The organism is Schaalia hyovaginalis, assembly GCF_014208035.1.
Classification (GTDB): domain Bacteria; phylum Actinomycetota; class Actinomycetes; order Actinomycetales; family Actinomycetaceae; genus Pauljensenia; species Pauljensenia hyovaginalis.
This window is the reverse complement of sequence record NZ_JACHMK010000001.1, coordinates 206,199-220,752: the sequence shown is the minus strand read 5'-3', so window position 1 is coordinate 220,752 and position 14,554 is coordinate 206,199. Positions and strand designations below refer to the sequence as shown.

Sequence of the window (14,554 nt, the reverse complement as noted above, 5' to 3'; positions counted from 1 at the left end):
GACCTGAAAGCCCGCGCGCGAGCGCTGGGGGCGACGCTTGGAATGACCTCTAGCGAGGTGGATTCCGTGTGGGATCAGACGGTCGTCAAGCCTGTGGACGAGACCGGAGCGTCATCGATCGCGACTGTCCTCGAGTACACGCAGGAATCTACGACAAGGCTCTGGCTGCGTTGCCGCCTGAACCTGGCAAGGACCTAGCGGCGGTGACGGACGCGCACATTCTCTATGCGCTCGTCCCGCATGAGACTCCGGAGTCCGACGTGGAGGCCGCCCATGAGGAGGGGATCCCGTCCGCCTAGCGTCTTTGCAGCGTCTCTACAACCAGCCCCGCCCGGGTCTTCCGGTGTGGGGCTTCCTCATACCCAGAAAGGGGAAACGGAATGGGTAATCTGAATCAGCTCATCTCCTCGATGAGATGGTGGTGCGAGTCCGGTAATTTGGGCTACGACCAGTCCAACCGGTGGGACGTGCGGGTCGGGGGCGAGACGGATTGCTCCGCGCTCGTGATCGCCGTCGCGCGATCCTGTGGCTTCGACACGGGGGCCGCGACGTACACGGGCAACATTCGCCGCGAGCTCACCGCACGCGGGTGGGTGGCCGTCACGCCCAACGGGGCGCCTGAGCCGGGGGACATCCTCCTGGCCGACGCGCACCACGTCGCCGTATATCTCGGCGGTGGGCTCCTCGCCCAGGCGTCGATCGACGAGCGCGGCCGAATCGCGGGCGGCCAGGCCGGGGACCAGACGGGCTACGAGACGAACGTCCGCGGCTACTACGACTACCCCTGGGACTGCTACCTGCGGTACACGGGTGGGCAGACCGCTGCCGAGGATTGGGCGGGCACAGGCTCGGCCTACAACCCCAACGGCTACGACGAGGAGTACACGCGCCGCGTGCAGACGCTCCTGGTCAACGCCGGGTATTCGGTCGGCCCCGACGGCATCCTCGGCGCCGATACGTTCGCGGCCGTCGAGGCATTCCAGCGCGACCGTGGGCTCGTGGTGGACGGTATCCCCGGCCCGCAGACGCTCGCGGCCCTGCAGGGTGGGAGCACCCAGGTGCAGACGGCGCCGCTCGTCGTCGACGCGATCATCGGCCCCGCGTCGATCCGCCGCCTCCAGGAGGTCCTGGGCACCGTGCAGGACTCGATCATCTCGGGCCAGTACGCGCCCAACATCGAGTACGTGCCCGCGGCAGGTGACGGCTGGGAGTGGACCAGCGAGGGCGAGGGGTCGGCGGCGATCGCCGAGCTGCAGCGCCGCCTCGGCGTCACCGATGACGGGATCCTCGGCCCGGACACGATCCGCGCCTGGCAGCGCCGCCTCGGCGTAACCGCCGACGGCTACCTCGGGTCCGCGACGGCCACCATGATCCAGAGGGCCCTCAACGAGGGGAGGCTGTGGTGAACGAGCTGCTCATCGGCATCGGATTCGACCCACTCGTCGTCTCCGCGATCCTCGGCCCGCTCCTGTCCGTCGCCTACGCCGCCGTCGACATCCCCTCGTGGTCGCCGACGAAGCGCCGCGTGATCGTCCTCATCGCGGCCGCGGTTCTCACCATCGGCGTCTGGGCGGCCGGCGCCTACCCGTGGGCCTGGGAGTACCTCGTGAGTGTCTGGGCAGTGATCATTGCATCAGCGCAAACGGCCTTCACGATCTTGAAGCGGATCGGAGTGATCGACTGGATCGGACGAGTCACCCCTGGCGGTGAAGGCTATGCGCCGCGCCACGCAGAGACAGGTGAGGATCAATGATCAGCATTCCGCCCCTCGAGTCTGCAATCGTTGTGGCCATCATCGGCTTCATCGGTGCGATTGCGGGAGCCCTCCTCAACCGCGCAACCCAACGCGATGCGGCCAGGATCAGCCTCCTGGACGTGACGATCCAAAACCTCACCAAACGCGTCGAGAACCTGGAGGCCGCGCTCGCCAGGGCCGAGTCTGATCGTGACGCAGCCAGAGCACTCGCACACGAAGCCGACTCCATTCGCTGGCACGCGATCTCCTATGCCAGAGCCCTCCTCGCGTGGGGACGGGATCTCCTCACCCTCATTCCCGAGGGCAGCGACACCCCGTCCGAACCGTGTCCGCCTCCTGAACTCGACGACAAGATCTAGCCCCTCAATCCACGCCCCGCCGGCCGCCTCTTGGGTGGCCAGCGGGGCGGCTTTCGCATTTTCCGACGGCTCCGGGGCGTCTCTGTAGTCATGACTACATTCCCCTGCGAAATCGTCATCTCCAGGGCTATTCTTTCTGGATCAACCTGCCGCGACTTTCCCGCAGAATCCCAACAGATTCGCACGATTTCGCGGGTAATCCGAATGCGCGATCCTCGTTTTCAACTCCCCTCTCGCGCACGTATGAGGAAGGGGTCGCCGGAGGCGGCCTCTTCCTCTTCCTCTTTTCATCTCCTCATTCCTTTCCTTCATCCTTCGTCGCGCTCCGGAGCCCGTTCGAGGGCTTGGGTATCCGTTCGCCTTCATCCCCCGGTTCCTGATCCGGCTTCGGGGTCGGCCGCCGAGGGCCCGGATCCCGGTCCCGCTCGAGGGCGATCGGGGACGAGACCTCTCTCACGCCCGCGGATCCGATTCCATGCTGTAGCGTTGAGCCCGTAGGAACGCGGTTTCAATGCAGTATCTCGCAGTGCGGTGGTGCAGGAGCTTCGGTCACTATGCCGGGCTCCGTTCGGATCCGGCCCACCGCCCGTGACGGGCATGCAGATTGGAAACACCCATGACCACTGGTGTCGTGAAATGGTTCAACGACGAAAAGGGCTACGGCTTCATCACCCCCGATGACGGTTCCGCCGATGTCTTCGCCCACTTCTCCAACATCGTCCAGGAGGGCGGCCGCCGCACCCTGTTCGAAGAGGAGAAGGTGGAGTTCGAGATCACCCAGGGCCCGAAGGGCCTTCAGGCCGAGAACATTCAGCGCCTCGGCTGATCCTCGCCTCTGAACGCGTGTGTCCCCCCGGCTTTCAGCCGGGGGGACACACGCGTTCAGCCCCGGGGGCGCTGGGGGCTGCGGCACGGCTCGCCGCCCGTCAACAACTCGGACAATCCCCGCGCGCACGTGACCACAACTCGGGCGCTCTGGGCGGTGCCAGCGCAGACGAATCCCACTGACCTGCGCATATGGCTGCGCTCGCAATATGCGATGTTCGAGTTGTCGCCGCACGCCCCCGGGCTCCTGTCCGACTTGTCGCCACGATCCCGAACGAAGCGCTCGGCTCCGCCACCGCCTCAGACCCGCACCGCACCTGCGAACCCCGTGTGATCTCATGCTCATCACTGGATTCCGCCCGAGGCCCCTTGCTACATTCGTAGGTGCTGAAACAGGTGGGCACCCGATCGGAAACGATTCCAGTCCACCCGGGGAAGCGAACTGACACGCTGCTGTGCGGGGCACGGTCAGTGCTTCGCGAGCACTGACCGAAAGAAGAACCCCATGGATCACATCGTCAAGTCCGAAGTCACCCCCGCCGCCTGGCAGAAGACCGCGGACCTCACCGGCCTCGTCCTCGCCGTCGTCCTCCTCGCCGTTCTCGGCGTGACCGCGGCCATCAACGCCTCTTCGACCGTTTCCGCCGTCATCGCCGCCCTCGTCGGTCTGACCGCCGCCCTCTTCGCGCCGGCCGCCTACGCGATCTCCCAGTCCACCAAGAACTGACACGCTCATTCCGGGGCGCGCAAGGATGCGCGCCCCCGCACGACTCGCGCGACGCACGGCGTCGCGCTTTTTCATTCCCCCTCCCACCCTCGTCCGAAGGCACAGCGATGACACGACAGCCCGCACCGAATAGCGGCCGCAACGAACCCCGCGCACTCGCCCTCGGGTTGAGCGTGTACGTGATCTGGGGATTCTTCCCCCTCTACTTCCACCTCCTCTCACCCGCAGGAGCCGTCGAGGTCATCGTCCACCGGGCCGTATGGGGCCTCGCCTGGTGCGCCCTCGCCCTCACGATCCTCAAGCGCTTCAACGCGCTCAAGGCCATCGCGGCCGAGCCGAGGATCCTGTCCCGCCTCGCCCTCGCGGGAGTCCTCATCGTCGTCAACTGGTCGACCTACGTCTTCGCGATCCAGACCGGCCACACGGTCGACGCCGCGATCGGCTACTTCATCAATCCACTCGTCACCGTCGCACTGGGACTCATCGTCCTCAGGGAGCGCATCTCCCGCCTCCAAGGCGCAGCCCTCGCCCTCGGCGCCCTCGCGGTCCTCATCCTCCTGCTCGCACAGGGCAGGCTCCCCTGGATCTCCCTCGCACTCGCCTTCTCCTTCGCCCTCTATTCACTGGTGAAGAAGGACGTCGCCGCGAAAGTCGACCCGCTGGCGGGAATGGCCGTCGAAACCGCGACGGTCGCGCCCTTCCTCCTCGCCTACTACGGCTACCTCGCCGCGAAGGGGCACACCTCCTTCCAGACCCTTCTCGCGCAGGGCGCCGATGCGCCCATCGATCCGCTGGCCCATCTCGCGCTCCTCATCGGGGCCGGGCTCATCACAGTCATCCCCCTCATCATGTTCGCAGCCGCCGCGAAGGGACTGACCCTCGGAACGCTCGGATTCATCCAGTACGTCTCGCCGGGCCTCCAGATGCTCATCGGCGTCGCCATCTTCCACGAGGAGATGCAGACGGCCCGCTGGATCGCGAGCGCGGTCGTCTGGGCGGCGCTCGTGATCCTGACCTTCGACGTCCTGCTCGCCTCCCGCAGACGGCGCCGACTCCTGCGGGCCGCCGGGGCCGCGAGCGCGCAAGCGGAGGGGGACGAGGGCGGGGCTGGCGACCCGGTCGAGGCCGACGGCCCCTCGGGCCCGCGAGACGATGGGCCCGGGACGGCCGAGGGCGCAAGCACGGCCCGGGAGGGCTGAAGGGCCGGGCCCGCGGGCCCTCAGTCCTGCGGCTCTTCGCGTCCCGTGTAGTTGACGAAGCGGGCCATGTGCCCCTGGAAGAGGGCGCGGATCGTGTCCGTCGAACCGTTCCTGTGCTTGGCGACGATGATGTCGGCCTCGCCGGGACGATCCTCCTTGTCGTAGTACTCGGGACGGTGGAGGAGCATGATGATGTCCGCGTCCTGCTCGAGCGATCCCGACTCGCGCAGGTCGGACATCATCGGCTTGCGGTCGTTGCGCGACTCGGAATTACGGTTGAGCTGCGCGACGGCGACGACGGGCACGTCGATGTCCTTGGCGAGGAGCTTGAGATTCCTCGACATCGCCGAGACCTCCTGCTGGCGCGACTCGACCTGGCGTCCGCTCGTCATGAGCTGGAGGTAGTCGATGACGATGAGACCGAGGTTGTGCTGCTGCTTGAGCTGGCGGCACTTCGCCCGGATCTCGGTGATCGTCATGTTCGCCGAGTCGTCGACGTAGAGCGGCGCATTCGCGATCTTGGCGACCGTGTTCGACACGCGCCTCCAGTCCTGGTCAGTCATCGAGCCCGACTGCATCTTCGAGAGGAAGACGCCGGATTCGGCGGAGAGCATGCGCATCGCGATCTCCTGCTGGCTCATCTCCAGGGAGAAGATGAGCGAGGTGATCCCGTGCTTGATCGATGCGGATCGGCAGAAATCGAGGGCGAGGGTCGATTTGCCCATGGCGGGGCGCGCGGCGACGATGATCATCTGGCCGCCGTGCAGGCCCTGGGTGAGGGCGTCGAGGTCGGTGAATCCCGTGGGAACGCCCTGGAGCTTGCCCTTCGAGTCCTGGATCTCCTCGAGGTGCTCGAGCAGGCTGTGCGCCATGGATTCCATGGAGACGTAGTCCTTCGAGGAGCGCTCCGAGGAGACGGCGTAGATCTCGGACTGGGCCTGCTCGACGATCTCCTCGACCTCGCCGCCCGCGTCGGCGTAGCCGAGCTGGACGATGCGCGTGCCCGCGGTGACGAGGCGGCGCATGATGGCCCTCTCACGGACGATGCGGGCGTAGTATCCGGCGTTCGCGGCCGTCGGCACCGAGGCGATGAGCGTGTGGAGGTAGGCGGCGCCGCCGACCTTCGTCAGGGTGCCGGCGCGCTGGAGGTGGCCCGCGACGGTGATCGCGTCGGCGGGTTCGTTCTGCCCGAAGAGGTCGACGATCGCATCGAAGATGATCTCGTGGTTCGGCAGGTAGAAGTCCGCTCCGCGGATCTCCTCGGTGACGGTGACGATCGCGTCGGTCGTCAGCATCATCGATCCGAGGACGGACATCTCCGCATCGATGTCCTGCGGCGGCGTGCGGTCGAATTCCTCAGACACCTCTCCACGTCCTTCCCTGTTGATCCGCTTCCCCGTACAGCTTCACGAGGGCGTTCGCGGGCGCGTCGGCTCCGGGGCCCTCGTTCGGAGGCGTTGCCGGGACGGGGGCGGGCAGGGGTCGCGCACACGCGAGAGTACAGCCTTAAGGGCGGCCTCCCGCACTCTGAACCTCCGGTTGAATGGGGATAACCTGGGGACAGGGTGTGGAAAACACGGCGAGTCCTCCACAGGCCTTGTGGGTAACCCTCATCGCCCTTCCGGGGAGCGCGGAGGTCGGGCTTAGGGTTTCCCGCACGATTCCGACACTTGTAATCACAGAATTGTCCACAGCTGTGTACACAGAATGTGGAAGGAAATCGGAGGCGAAATTCGTGGATGAACCTCGCGCGGGGGCGCCCGACCTTCAACCCGGACTTGAAGGTCGGGCCGGGGCGTCGCGCCGTCTGGTCCGCCGCATCCTCTCCCTCGCGCTTCCCGCCCTGGGCGCGCTGATCGCCGAGCCCCTGTTCACGCTCATCGACTCCGCGATGGTCGGGCACCTGGGAACTCCCCAGCTCGCGGCCCTCTCCCTGGCCTCCCAGGTCCTCCAGACCCTCGTCGTCCTCTTCATCTTCCTCGCCTACTCCACGACCTCCCTCACCGCCCGCGCCCTCGGGGCCTCCGACAAGAAGAAGGCCCTCCAGGTGGGCGTCGACGCGTCCTGGCTCGCCCTCGGACTCGGACTCGGCGGCGCGGCCCTGCTCGCCTGGGCCGCGCCCGCCCTCGTGCACCGCATGACGCCCGACCCCCAGGTCGCGGCCCACGCGATCGCCTACCTGCGCGCCAGCGCACCCGGAATCGTCGGCATGCTGATCGGCTTCTCCGCAGTCGGCGCTCTGCGCGGGCTCCAAGACACGAAGACCCCGCTCCTCGTGACGAGCCTGGGCGCCGCCCTCAATGTCGGCCTCAACGCCGCCCTCATGTACGGGATCGGCATGGGAGTCGCGGGTTCGGGCCTGGGGACCTCGATCGTTCAGCTCGCCATCGCGGGCGTCTACCTCGCGATCCTGCGGGCCCGGGCCCGCGAGGCCGGCGTCGCCCTCGCCCCGAGCGGAGCCGGGATCCTCGGCGCCACGAAGGAGGGCGCCCCCCTCGTGCTGCGCGGCCTCGCGCTGAGGGCCGCGGGGCTGGCGACGATCTGGCCGGTCTCGCGCATCGGCTCCGAGGCGCTCGCGTCCTACCAGGTCGTCCTGGCCACGTGGACCCTCTCCTCCTTCATCCTCGACGCCCTGGCGATCGCCGCGCAATCGCTCGTCGGGCTCGCGATCGGTCGGGGCGATGGGAGCGCCCTGAAGGAGCTTCTGCGGATCCTGACCCGGTTCGGGATCGGTGCGGGCCTCCTCCTGGGAGTCCTCATCGCCGCGACCTCCCCCTGGACGCCCCTTCTTTTCGGCTCCGATCCGGCGATCCGACCGATCGCCACCATCGGGCTGCTGGTGTCGTGCGCTTCGATGCCCATCAGCGCAGTGGTCTTCATGCTCGACGGCGTCCTGCTCGGCGCGGGGGACAACACCTTCTTCGCGAAGGTCGCGCTCGTGCAGCTCGCGATCCTCATGCCGGCCCTCGCCGCGGTGGAGTTCGCCCGCGAGGGCGGCGCCGGGCCCGCTTTCATCGTCGGCGGAGCATGGGCGGCGTACGGACTCGTCTACATGGGCGCGCGCTTCGTCTTCAACATGCACCGCACCTGGCGTTCGCCGAAGGGGCCCCTGGGGATATCCGCGTGAGCCCGCCGCCCCGCCTCGAGGACGAGGGCCGGGGCCCGACGCCGCCGAGGAGACGTGGCCGAGGACTCTTCGCGGGGACTGGTCCGCACTGGCCGATCCGACTAGACTTGCTCCTCGGACTGCCCTCGCACCCGCGAGGCGGTCCTGAGCGGGGGCCGGCGGCCTCCGCGAACGCATGACCCTCCTGTCACGGACCGTCCGTGACCGCGAAGACCATAGGAGGTGGGTACGCAACGTGCGTAACTACGAACTGATGGTGATCCTCGATCCTTCGATCGACGAGCGCACCGTCGCCCCCATGATGGAGAAGTACCTCGAGCCCGTCGCCGCCAACGGCGGTTCGGTTGAGAAGGTCGACATCTGGGGAAAGCGTCGTCTCGCTTACGACATCCTCAAGCGCTCCGAGGGAATCTACGTCGTCGTCAACATGACGACGACTCCCGATGTCGCGCTCGAGCTCAACCGCCGCATGGGCCTCGACGAGGCCATCCTGCGCACCAAGCTCCTGCGCCCCGACGCCCACTGAGCCCAGGTTCACCCTTTCCCTCATCCCACCGTCCAGGAGGAGACGCAATGGCACGAGAGACCCAGATCACGATCGTCGGCAATCTCACCGCCGACCCGGAACTCCGGTTCACGCCGAACGGTTCCGCGGTCGTCGACTTCACCGTCGCGTCAACGCCCAGCACCTTCAACCGGCAGACCAACCAGTGGGAGGACGGCAACGCCCTGTTCATGCGCTGCTCCGCGTGGAACGAATTCGCTGAGAACATCTCCGAGTCGCTCCGCAAGGGCATGCGCGTCATCGTCCAGGGCAGCCTCGTGCAGCGGTCCTACGAGGATCGGAACGGCCAGCAGCGCACCGTCGTCGAACTCCGCGTCGACGAGGTCGGCCCCAGCCTCCGCTGGGCCCGCGCCCAGGTGTCGCGCACTGAGCGCTCCGGTTCCGGTCAGGGCCGCGGCGGATATCAGGGAGGGAACCGTGGAGGCGCCCCGCAGGGCGGCTCCTACGGCGCATCGAACCAGGCCAGCTACGGCGCCCCCGCAGGCGGCACCGCCGACGACCCGTGGCGCCCGTCCGCTCAGGGCGACGCCCCCTTCGGCGAGCCGCCGTTCTGATCGACGCGGACGCGAGTCCGCATCGACCACGCAGACATCACATGCAGGGGCGGGACCGATTCCCGCCCGGATCCAAGGAGACCACCATGGCGAAGCCCCAACTTCGCAACAAGCCCATCAAGAAGAAGGCCAACCCGCTCAAGTCGGCCAAGATCGAGTCGATCGACTACAAGGACACCGCGCTCCTGCGCAAGTTCATCTCCGACCGCGGGAAGATCCGCGCGCGCCGCGTCACCGGCGTCTCCGTCCAGGAGCAGCGCCGCATCGCCCGCGCCGTGAAGAACGCCCGCGAGATGGCGCTCCTGCCCTACTCGTCGACCGGCCGCTGATCGGGGAAGGATACAGATATGGCTACCACCAAGCTCATCCTCACCCGCGACGTCGCCACTCTCGGCAACGCCGGCGAGGTCGTCGAGGTCAAGTCGGGCTACGCCCGCAACTACCTCGTCCCCCGCGGTCTTGCAACCAAGTGGACGAAGGGCGCGCAGAAGCAGATCGATCAGATCGCCGCCGCCCGTCGCCGCCACGAGATCGCCACCGTCGATGAGGCCCGCGAGCTCCGCGACGCCCTCCAGGCCGCCGCTCCCGTCACCGTTTCCGGCAAGGTCGGCAAGGCCGGTCGCCTCTTCGGCGCCGTGTCCGGCGCGCAGATCGCCGATGCGGTCAAGGCTCAGCTCGACAAGGTGATCGATCGCCGCCGCGTGATCATCGCCGATCCGATCAAGGCCGTCGGCGACTACACCGTCGTCGTCAACCTGCACCCGGAGGTCGCCGCGAACCTCAAGGTCCGCGTCATCGCCGAGTGATGCTCATCCTGTCGGCATGATCCTCTGACGCGAGGACTCCTGCTCCGACGGGCTGATCGAGACGCCGAGGGCCCGATCCGAAAGGATCGGGCCCTCACTCGTATCCGGGAGCGGCTCCTCCCGCAGGGTTGGGCCGGGAGCGGCCCTCCCGCGGGCCCAGGGCCCCGCGCGACGAGCGGCGACCGGAGGAAGCGGCCCTCGCTCAGGAGCCCCGCGCCCCTAGCCGGCGGCTCCGGCGTTCGGTTTCACGGCGCCGTTGTCCGGTTGCACGGCCTCATTCTCGCCGCCGGCGTTCGGATCGGGTGCGGGATGGACCTCATCCTGCCCCGAATCCGCGGGCGCCTCGGGAGCGATCGGCGTGGAGGGCACCGGTGCCGGAGTCGTCGCATCCGTTAGGGGCTGCTCCGTCTCGGTCGGCGCGGCGGGCGCGGTCTGCGCGCTCTGAGCCTGCTCCGGCACTGAATTCTTCGGCGTCCTCGTCGAGGGGACAACCCAGTCGAAGGTCGTCGTCGTCATCCCCTGGGTGGCCTGCGTCATGTACGCGATCCACACATCGGCGGCCCAGTCGGCGCCGTAGAAATGATCGAGGCCGCCGATGTTCGTCAGGGGGACCGCATTCCCGTTCTCATCGGACTGGTACATCGACACCGTCGTCGCGAGCCCCGGCACGAAGCCGGAGAACTGGGCGGACAGCTGATCCGAGGAGGTGCCCGTCTTGCCCGCCGTCTCGATACCGGGCAGCGCCGATCCGACCTTCCAGGCGGAGCCGTTCGCGCCGGTGACCGCGCGAAGCGCCGGCATGATGGACGAGACCTCTTCGACGTCGAATGCGCGTTCGCCCGTCTTCGCCGCCTCGTAGAGCAGGTTCCCGTGCGAATCCGAGGCCGTCTTCACGATGTGCGCAGTCATGCGCTCGCCGCCGTTCGCGATCGTCGCGAAGGCGTTCGCCAGATCGACGTTGTGCGGCGAGGCGAAACCGAGGACGTTGAGCAGGGACGCCTCGAGGCCGGCGGTGTCCTCGGGGATGCCCGCGTCGATCGCGGCCTGCATCGTCGCAGCGGGGCCGACCTCCTTGTTGAGGGCGACATAGGCGGTGTTGATCGACCATCCCGTCGAGGTGATGAGGTCCACCGAGCCGTAGGAGATCCCTCCGTTATTGGCGACGAGGCTCGTCAGCCCTTCGAAGGACTTCGGCGAGTTGCCGTCGTAGCGGTCGTGAACGGAGCCCCCCGCCCTGGCATTCGCGAGAAGCGCGAAGGGCTTGAAGGAGGAACCCGCCATGGCGATGTCCTGGGTGGCGGAGTTCTGCTGGCGCACCTCATAGTCGTAGCCCGCGAACTCTGCGACGATCTCGCCCGTATTCGGGTCGATCGAAGAGAGCGCGAGGTGCTGGAACCGCGGATCCCAGCCCTCGACCTCCTTCATCGAGTTCGCGGCGGCGATCGCTGCGTCCTGCTTGGCCTTGTCGATCGTCGACACGATCTTGAGGCCCCCGTTGAAGATCGTGTCCTCGTCCACGACGCCCGCGGAGATGAGTTCCGTCTGGACCTGTTCGATGAGGTAGCCGAGGGGGCCCGTCATCGACGAGGAGTTGAGGGTCGCGGGATCGATCGTTTCGGGGAACTCCGCGGCATCGGCCTCCGCCTGGGAGATCCAGCCGTCTTCGACCATGAGGTCGAGGACGCGCGCCCACCGGGACTTCGCCTGGTCGGGATCGACAGCGGGGTCCCATGCGGAGGGGGCGGGGATGATCCCGGCGAGCAGCGCCGCTTCGGAGAGGGTGAGGTCCTTCGCCGAATGGCCGAAGTAGGCCTTCGCCGCGGCCTCGATGCCGTAGGTGCGCCGACCGAAGTAGATCGTGTTGAGGTAGTTGCCGAGGATCTCGTCCTTGGACTGCTCCCGGTTGATCTTGAGCGCGAGGACGGCTTCTTCGGCCTTGCCGATGTAAGAGGTCGTCTGGCCGACGTAGTAGCGCTCGACGTACTGCTGGGTGAGGGTCGATCCGCCCTGGCGCGAACCGGTCGTGATGTTGTTGTAGAGGGCGCGCAGGATGCCCTTGGGGTCGATGCCGGAGTTCGTGTAGAAGGTCCGGTCCTCGGAGGCGACGATCGCCTTGCCGACGTAGTCGGGCAGCGTCGATGCATCGATGATCTGACGGTCGACTTCTCCGAGGTCGCCGAGTTCGGTCTCGCCGTCGGAGTAGTAGATCGTGGTCTTCTGAGCGAGGGCGAGGTCGTCCGCCTTGGGGATCGCGATGCTCGCGTACATGTAGAGGAAGGCCGCGAGTCCGGCGATGAGCACGGCGAGGAAGGTGAAGACCAGGCCGAGGCCGATCTTCTTCCCGATGCCGCGCTTGCGCTTCGCACCCGCCGCCGTCTTGGATCCCGCGCCCGAGGCGCGCCGCGAGGGCGCCTTGCCGCCTGAACGGCGGCCCCGGGTTTCGGCACGAGTGGGCAGGTGCGGGTGCGCGGAGCCGGATCCCATGATCTCGCTCCAGTCCTTCTTCCCGTCGCTTTTCGCCACGAATCCAACCTTTCAGCAGGGGTCGATTCCTCCAGCCTATGCACTCACCCTGAGAGTTAGCCGGAATCGTGATGGGCTCAACGTTTCATGCGGCGCCCGACGGTGCGCCCGCGTGCGCGGGATCCGGGCGCGCGGACGGCCGGCCTCAGTCCCACTGCTCCTCGGGGCGCCCCTCGGCGGCCCACAGGGTGTGGAAGGTCCCGGCGCGATCGATGCGCCGCCAGGTGTGCGAACCGAAAAAGTCGCGCTGGCCCTGGATCAGTGCCGCGGGCAGGCGCTCGGCGCGGATCTGACCGAAGTAGGACACGATGTCCGCCGTTGCGGCTCCGGGCGCCGTGATGCTCATGGGGATTCCTCCTCCTTCGATCGCGGGTCCGGCCTAGGGCCGTGACGGACGGCGCGCATGGCGGGGTCAGTCCGCCTGGAGCTCCGCCTCGCGCTTGGCCTTCGCCGCGGCCTTCCGGGCGCGCTTCGCCGCCACCATCTCCTCGTAGCGGGCCTGCTCGGCCTCGTACTCGGCGGCGATGTCGCGGACCTGGGGCGAGGACCACCACGCCAGCAGCGCCTCCTTCGCGGCTTCCTCGCCGAGAGGACCGCGCTCCATGCGGAGCTCGAGGAGGTGGTCGCGCGCCATCTTCACGGCGCGCGAAGGACGCAGGCCGAGGATCTTCATGATCTGGTCGCCGTCGAGGTCGGGGCGGATCGCGTCGAGCTCCTCCTGCTCCCGAAGGGCCGCGATCCGCGACTCGAGGTCGTCGTATGCGGCCGAGAGCATGAGCGCCTTGCGCCGATTCCGGGTCGTGCAATCGGCGCGGGTCAGGCGGTGCAGGCGCTCGAGGAGGTCGCCCGCGTCGGCGACGTACCGGCGCACGGCGGAGTCCGTCCACGCGGCCTCGCCGTAACCGTGGAAACGCAGGTGGAGGGCGACGAGACCGGCGACGGCCTCGGTGGTGGCCTTGTCGAACTTGAGCGCGCGCATCCGCTTGCGGGTGAGCTTCGCGCCGACGATCTCGTGGTGGTGGAAGGACACCGAACCGCCCTCGAAACGCCGGGTCGCGGGTTTGCCGACATCGTGCATGAGGGCGGCGAAGCGGAGGACGAAGTCGGGCGCGGGAACGGCGCCATCGGGCCCGGTCTCCAGGTCCATCGCCTGCTCGAGGACCGTGAGCGTGTGCTCGTAGACGTCCTTGTGCCGCTTGTGTTCGTCGACGGTGGAGACGAGCTCGGCGACCTCCGGGAGCACGATCGCGGCGACACCGGTGTGCACCATGAGCTCGAGGCCGCGCCTCGGGAAGGGGGAGACGATGAGGCGCTCGAGTTCGGCGCGGATCCTCTCGGCCGACACGATCTTAAGGCGCGGGGCCATCGCCTCCATCGCCTCCATGACATCGAGATCGACATCGATGCCGAGCTGCGCGGCGAAGCGGGCGGCCCTCATGATCCGGAGGGGGTCGTCGTCGAAGGACTGCTCGGCGGTCACGGGGGTCCGCAGGCGCGACTGCGCGAGGTCCTCAAGGCCGTGATGCGGATCGACCAGGGCCATCGAGGGCAGGCGCATCGCCATGGCGTTGACCGTGAAGTCCCTGCGGGTGAGGTCCCCCTCCAGGGAGTCGCCGAATGACACTTCGGGTTTGCGGGAGCCGACTTCGTAGGTGTCGGAGCGGTAGGTCGTGACCTCCACGCTCGTCGCACCGCGGCGGCCGCCGATGGTCCCGAACTCCTTGCCGACATCCCAGACGGCCTGGCCCCACAGGGCGAGGAGCTCCTCGGTGCGCTCCGGGCGCGCCGAGGTCGTGAGGTCGAAGTCATGAGGGGCGACGCCGAGGAAGGCGTCGCGCACCGGGCCGCCGACGAGGGCGATCTCCTCGCCCGCCGCCTCGAAGACCCGCCCGAGTTCGAGGATGTCGTCCGGGAGTTCGGCGAAGGCGCGCTTCGCATTCGCGAGGAGCTCGGGGATGCCTCGGACGTCATGAGTCATGGCTGTGCGACGATCGTCCGGAGCCGAGGGGGCTTCAGGGGACGCGCTGGGGGGATTTCGGGGAGTCATCGTCATTCAGAATGCCATGCCCGGGCGCCCGGGGGCCACGTCCGCCCCCGTGTCCGCAGCGTGAGG

The 14,554-nt window shown here is 67.8% G+C and carries 14 protein-coding genes and 1 pseudogene; 11 read left to right on the top strand and 4 right to left on the bottom strand.

Annotation, left to right across the window (positions count from 1 at the left end; genetic code table 11):
- The first annotated feature begins 380 nt into the window (after nucleotides 1-380).
- The 6 genes from HD592_RS00925 to rarD all read left to right on the top strand — a co-directional run bounded on the left by HD592_RS00925 (nucleotide 381) and on the right by rarD (nucleotide 4,866).
- The gene (locus tag HD592_RS00925; protein ID WP_184451321.1) at nucleotides 381-1,406 is read left to right on the top strand and encodes a peptidoglycan-binding domain-containing protein; all 1,026 of its coding nucleotides are present in this window, start codon (nucleotides 381-383) and stop codon (nucleotides 1,404-1,406) included.
- Nucleotides 1,403-1,753 (top strand): hypothetical protein, encoded by a 351-nt coding sequence (locus tag HD592_RS00920; RefSeq protein ID WP_184451320.1) that lies wholly within the window; start codon nucleotides 1,403-1,405, stop codon nucleotides 1,751-1,753. The genes HD592_RS00925 and HD592_RS00920 overlap by 4 nt, the downstream gene beginning before the upstream one ends.
- Nucleotides 1,750-2,115: a hypothetical protein gene (locus HD592_RS00915; protein ID WP_184451319.1), complete on the top strand. Its 366-nt coding sequence runs from the start codon at nucleotides 1,750-1,752 to the stop codon at nucleotides 2,113-2,115. The genes HD592_RS00920 and HD592_RS00915 overlap by 4 nt, the downstream gene beginning before the upstream one ends.
- A 616-nt stretch (nucleotides 2,116-2,731) precedes the next feature.
- Nucleotides 2,732-2,941: a cold-shock protein gene (locus tag HD592_RS00910; RefSeq protein ID WP_184451318.1), complete on the top strand. Its 210-nt coding sequence runs from the start codon at nucleotides 2,732-2,734 to the stop codon at nucleotides 2,939-2,941.
- Nucleotides 2,942-3,445: 504 nt separating this feature from the next.
- Entirely contained in the window at nucleotides 3,446-3,667 is a 222-nt protein-coding gene (locus HD592_RS00905) for a hypothetical protein (RefSeq protein WP_184451317.1), read from the top strand.
- A 107-nt stretch (nucleotides 3,668-3,774) separates the two neighbouring features.
- Nucleotides 3,775-4,866, top strand: a complete 1,092-nt coding sequence (gene rarD, locus HD592_RS00900) for an EamA family transporter RarD (protein ID WP_184451316.1) — start codon at nucleotides 3,775-3,777, stop codon at nucleotides 4,864-4,866.
- A gap of 20 nt (nucleotides 4,867-4,886) precedes the next feature.
- Here rarD and dnaB read toward each other — a convergent pair whose 3' ends face one another.
- The gene (gene dnaB / locus HD592_RS00895; RefSeq protein WP_184451315.1) at nucleotides 4,887-6,230 is read right to left on the bottom strand and encodes a replicative DNA helicase; all 1,344 of its coding nucleotides are present in this window, start codon (nucleotides 6,228-6,230) and stop codon (nucleotides 4,887-4,889) included.
- A 371-nt stretch (nucleotides 6,231-6,601) separates the two neighbouring features.
- On the opposite strand from dnaB, the gene HD592_RS00890 reads away from it, so the two are divergent.
- From HD592_RS00890 to rplI, 5 genes are all read left to right on the top strand, one after another.
- Nucleotides 6,602-7,993, top strand: a complete 1,392-nt coding sequence (locus HD592_RS00890; protein ID WP_343058696.1) for an MATE family efflux transporter — start codon at nucleotides 6,602-6,604, stop codon at nucleotides 7,991-7,993.
- A gap of 235 nt (nucleotides 7,994-8,228) precedes the next feature.
- Nucleotides 8,229-8,519: a 30S ribosomal protein S6 gene (rpsF, locus tag HD592_RS00885; RefSeq protein ID WP_184451313.1), complete on the top strand. Its 291-nt coding sequence runs from the start codon at nucleotides 8,229-8,231 to the stop codon at nucleotides 8,517-8,519.
- Nucleotides 8,520-8,566: 47 nt separating this feature from the next.
- Entirely contained in the window at nucleotides 8,567-9,112 is a 546-nt protein-coding gene (locus HD592_RS00880) for a single-stranded DNA-binding protein (protein ID WP_184451312.1), read from the top strand.
- Nucleotides 9,113-9,198: 86 nt separating this feature from the next.
- Nucleotides 9,199-9,441, top strand: coding sequence for a 30S ribosomal protein S18 (gene rpsR, locus HD592_RS00875; protein WP_006680614.1), 243 nt, complete (start codon nucleotides 9,199-9,201; stop codon nucleotides 9,439-9,441).
- 18 nt (nucleotides 9,442-9,459) lie between these two features.
- Nucleotides 9,460-9,918 carry a 50S ribosomal protein L9 gene (gene rplI / locus HD592_RS00870; protein ID WP_184451311.1) on the top strand — a complete coding sequence of 153 codons (459 nt, stop codon included), beginning with the start codon at nucleotides 9,460-9,462 and terminating at the stop codon, nucleotides 9,916-9,918.
- Nucleotides 9,919-10,137: 219 nt separating this feature from the next.
- Here rplI and HD592_RS00865 read toward each other — a convergent pair whose 3' ends face one another.
- From HD592_RS00865 to HD592_RS00855, 3 genes and pseudogenes are all read right to left on the bottom strand, one after another.
- A complete protein-coding gene (locus tag HD592_RS00865) occupies nucleotides 10,138-12,441 on the bottom strand; it encodes a transglycosylase domain-containing protein (RefSeq protein WP_184451310.1) in 2,304 nt (767 codons plus the stop codon).
- A 145-nt stretch (nucleotides 12,442-12,586) separates the two neighbouring features.
- Nucleotides 12,587-12,772 (bottom strand): annotated as a pseudogene (locus tag HD592_RS00860) (NADP-dependent phosphogluconate dehydrogenase); the annotation flags it as partial.
- A gap of 81 nt (nucleotides 12,773-12,853) precedes the next feature.
- Nucleotides 12,854-14,419: a CCA tRNA nucleotidyltransferase gene (locus tag HD592_RS00855; protein ID WP_246429956.1), complete on the bottom strand. Its 1,566-nt coding sequence runs from the start codon at nucleotides 14,417-14,419 to the stop codon at nucleotides 12,854-12,856.
- Nucleotides 14,420-14,554: the final 135 nt, after the last annotated feature.

What these genes read in the sequence shown, in the direction of transcription:
- HD592_RS00925 (WP_184451321.1), top strand. Translation starts at nt 381, where the DNA reads ATGGGTAATCTGAATCAGCTCATCTCCTCGATGAGATGGTGGTGCGAG.
- HD592_RS00915 (WP_184451319.1), top strand. Translation starts at nt 1,750, where the DNA reads ATGATCAGCATTCCGCCCCTCGAGTCTGCAATCGTTGTGGCCATCATC.
- HD592_RS00910 (WP_184451318.1), top strand. Translation starts at nt 2,732, where the DNA reads ATGACCACTGGTGTCGTGAAATGGTTCAACGACGAAAAGGGCTACGGC.
- HD592_RS00905 (WP_184451317.1), top strand. Translation starts at nt 3,446, where the DNA reads ATGGATCACATCGTCAAGTCCGAAGTCACCCCCGCCGCCTGGCAGAAG.
- rarD (WP_184451316.1), top strand. Translation starts at nt 3,775, where the DNA reads ATGACACGACAGCCCGCACCGAATAGCGGCCGCAACGAACCCCGCGCA.
- HD592_RS00880 (WP_184451312.1), top strand. Translation starts at nt 8,567, where the DNA reads ATGGCACGAGAGACCCAGATCACGATCGTCGGCAATCTCACCGCCGAC.
- rpsR (WP_006680614.1), top strand. Translation starts at nt 9,199, where the DNA reads ATGGCGAAGCCCCAACTTCGCAACAAGCCCATCAAGAAGAAGGCCAAC.
- rplI (WP_184451311.1), top strand. Translation starts at nt 9,460, where the DNA reads ATGGCTACCACCAAGCTCATCCTCACCCGCGACGTCGCCACTCTCGGC.
- HD592_RS00855 (WP_246429956.1), bottom strand. Translation starts at nt 14,419, where the DNA reads ATGACTCATGACGTCCGAGGCATCCCCGAGCTCCTCGCGAATGCGAAG.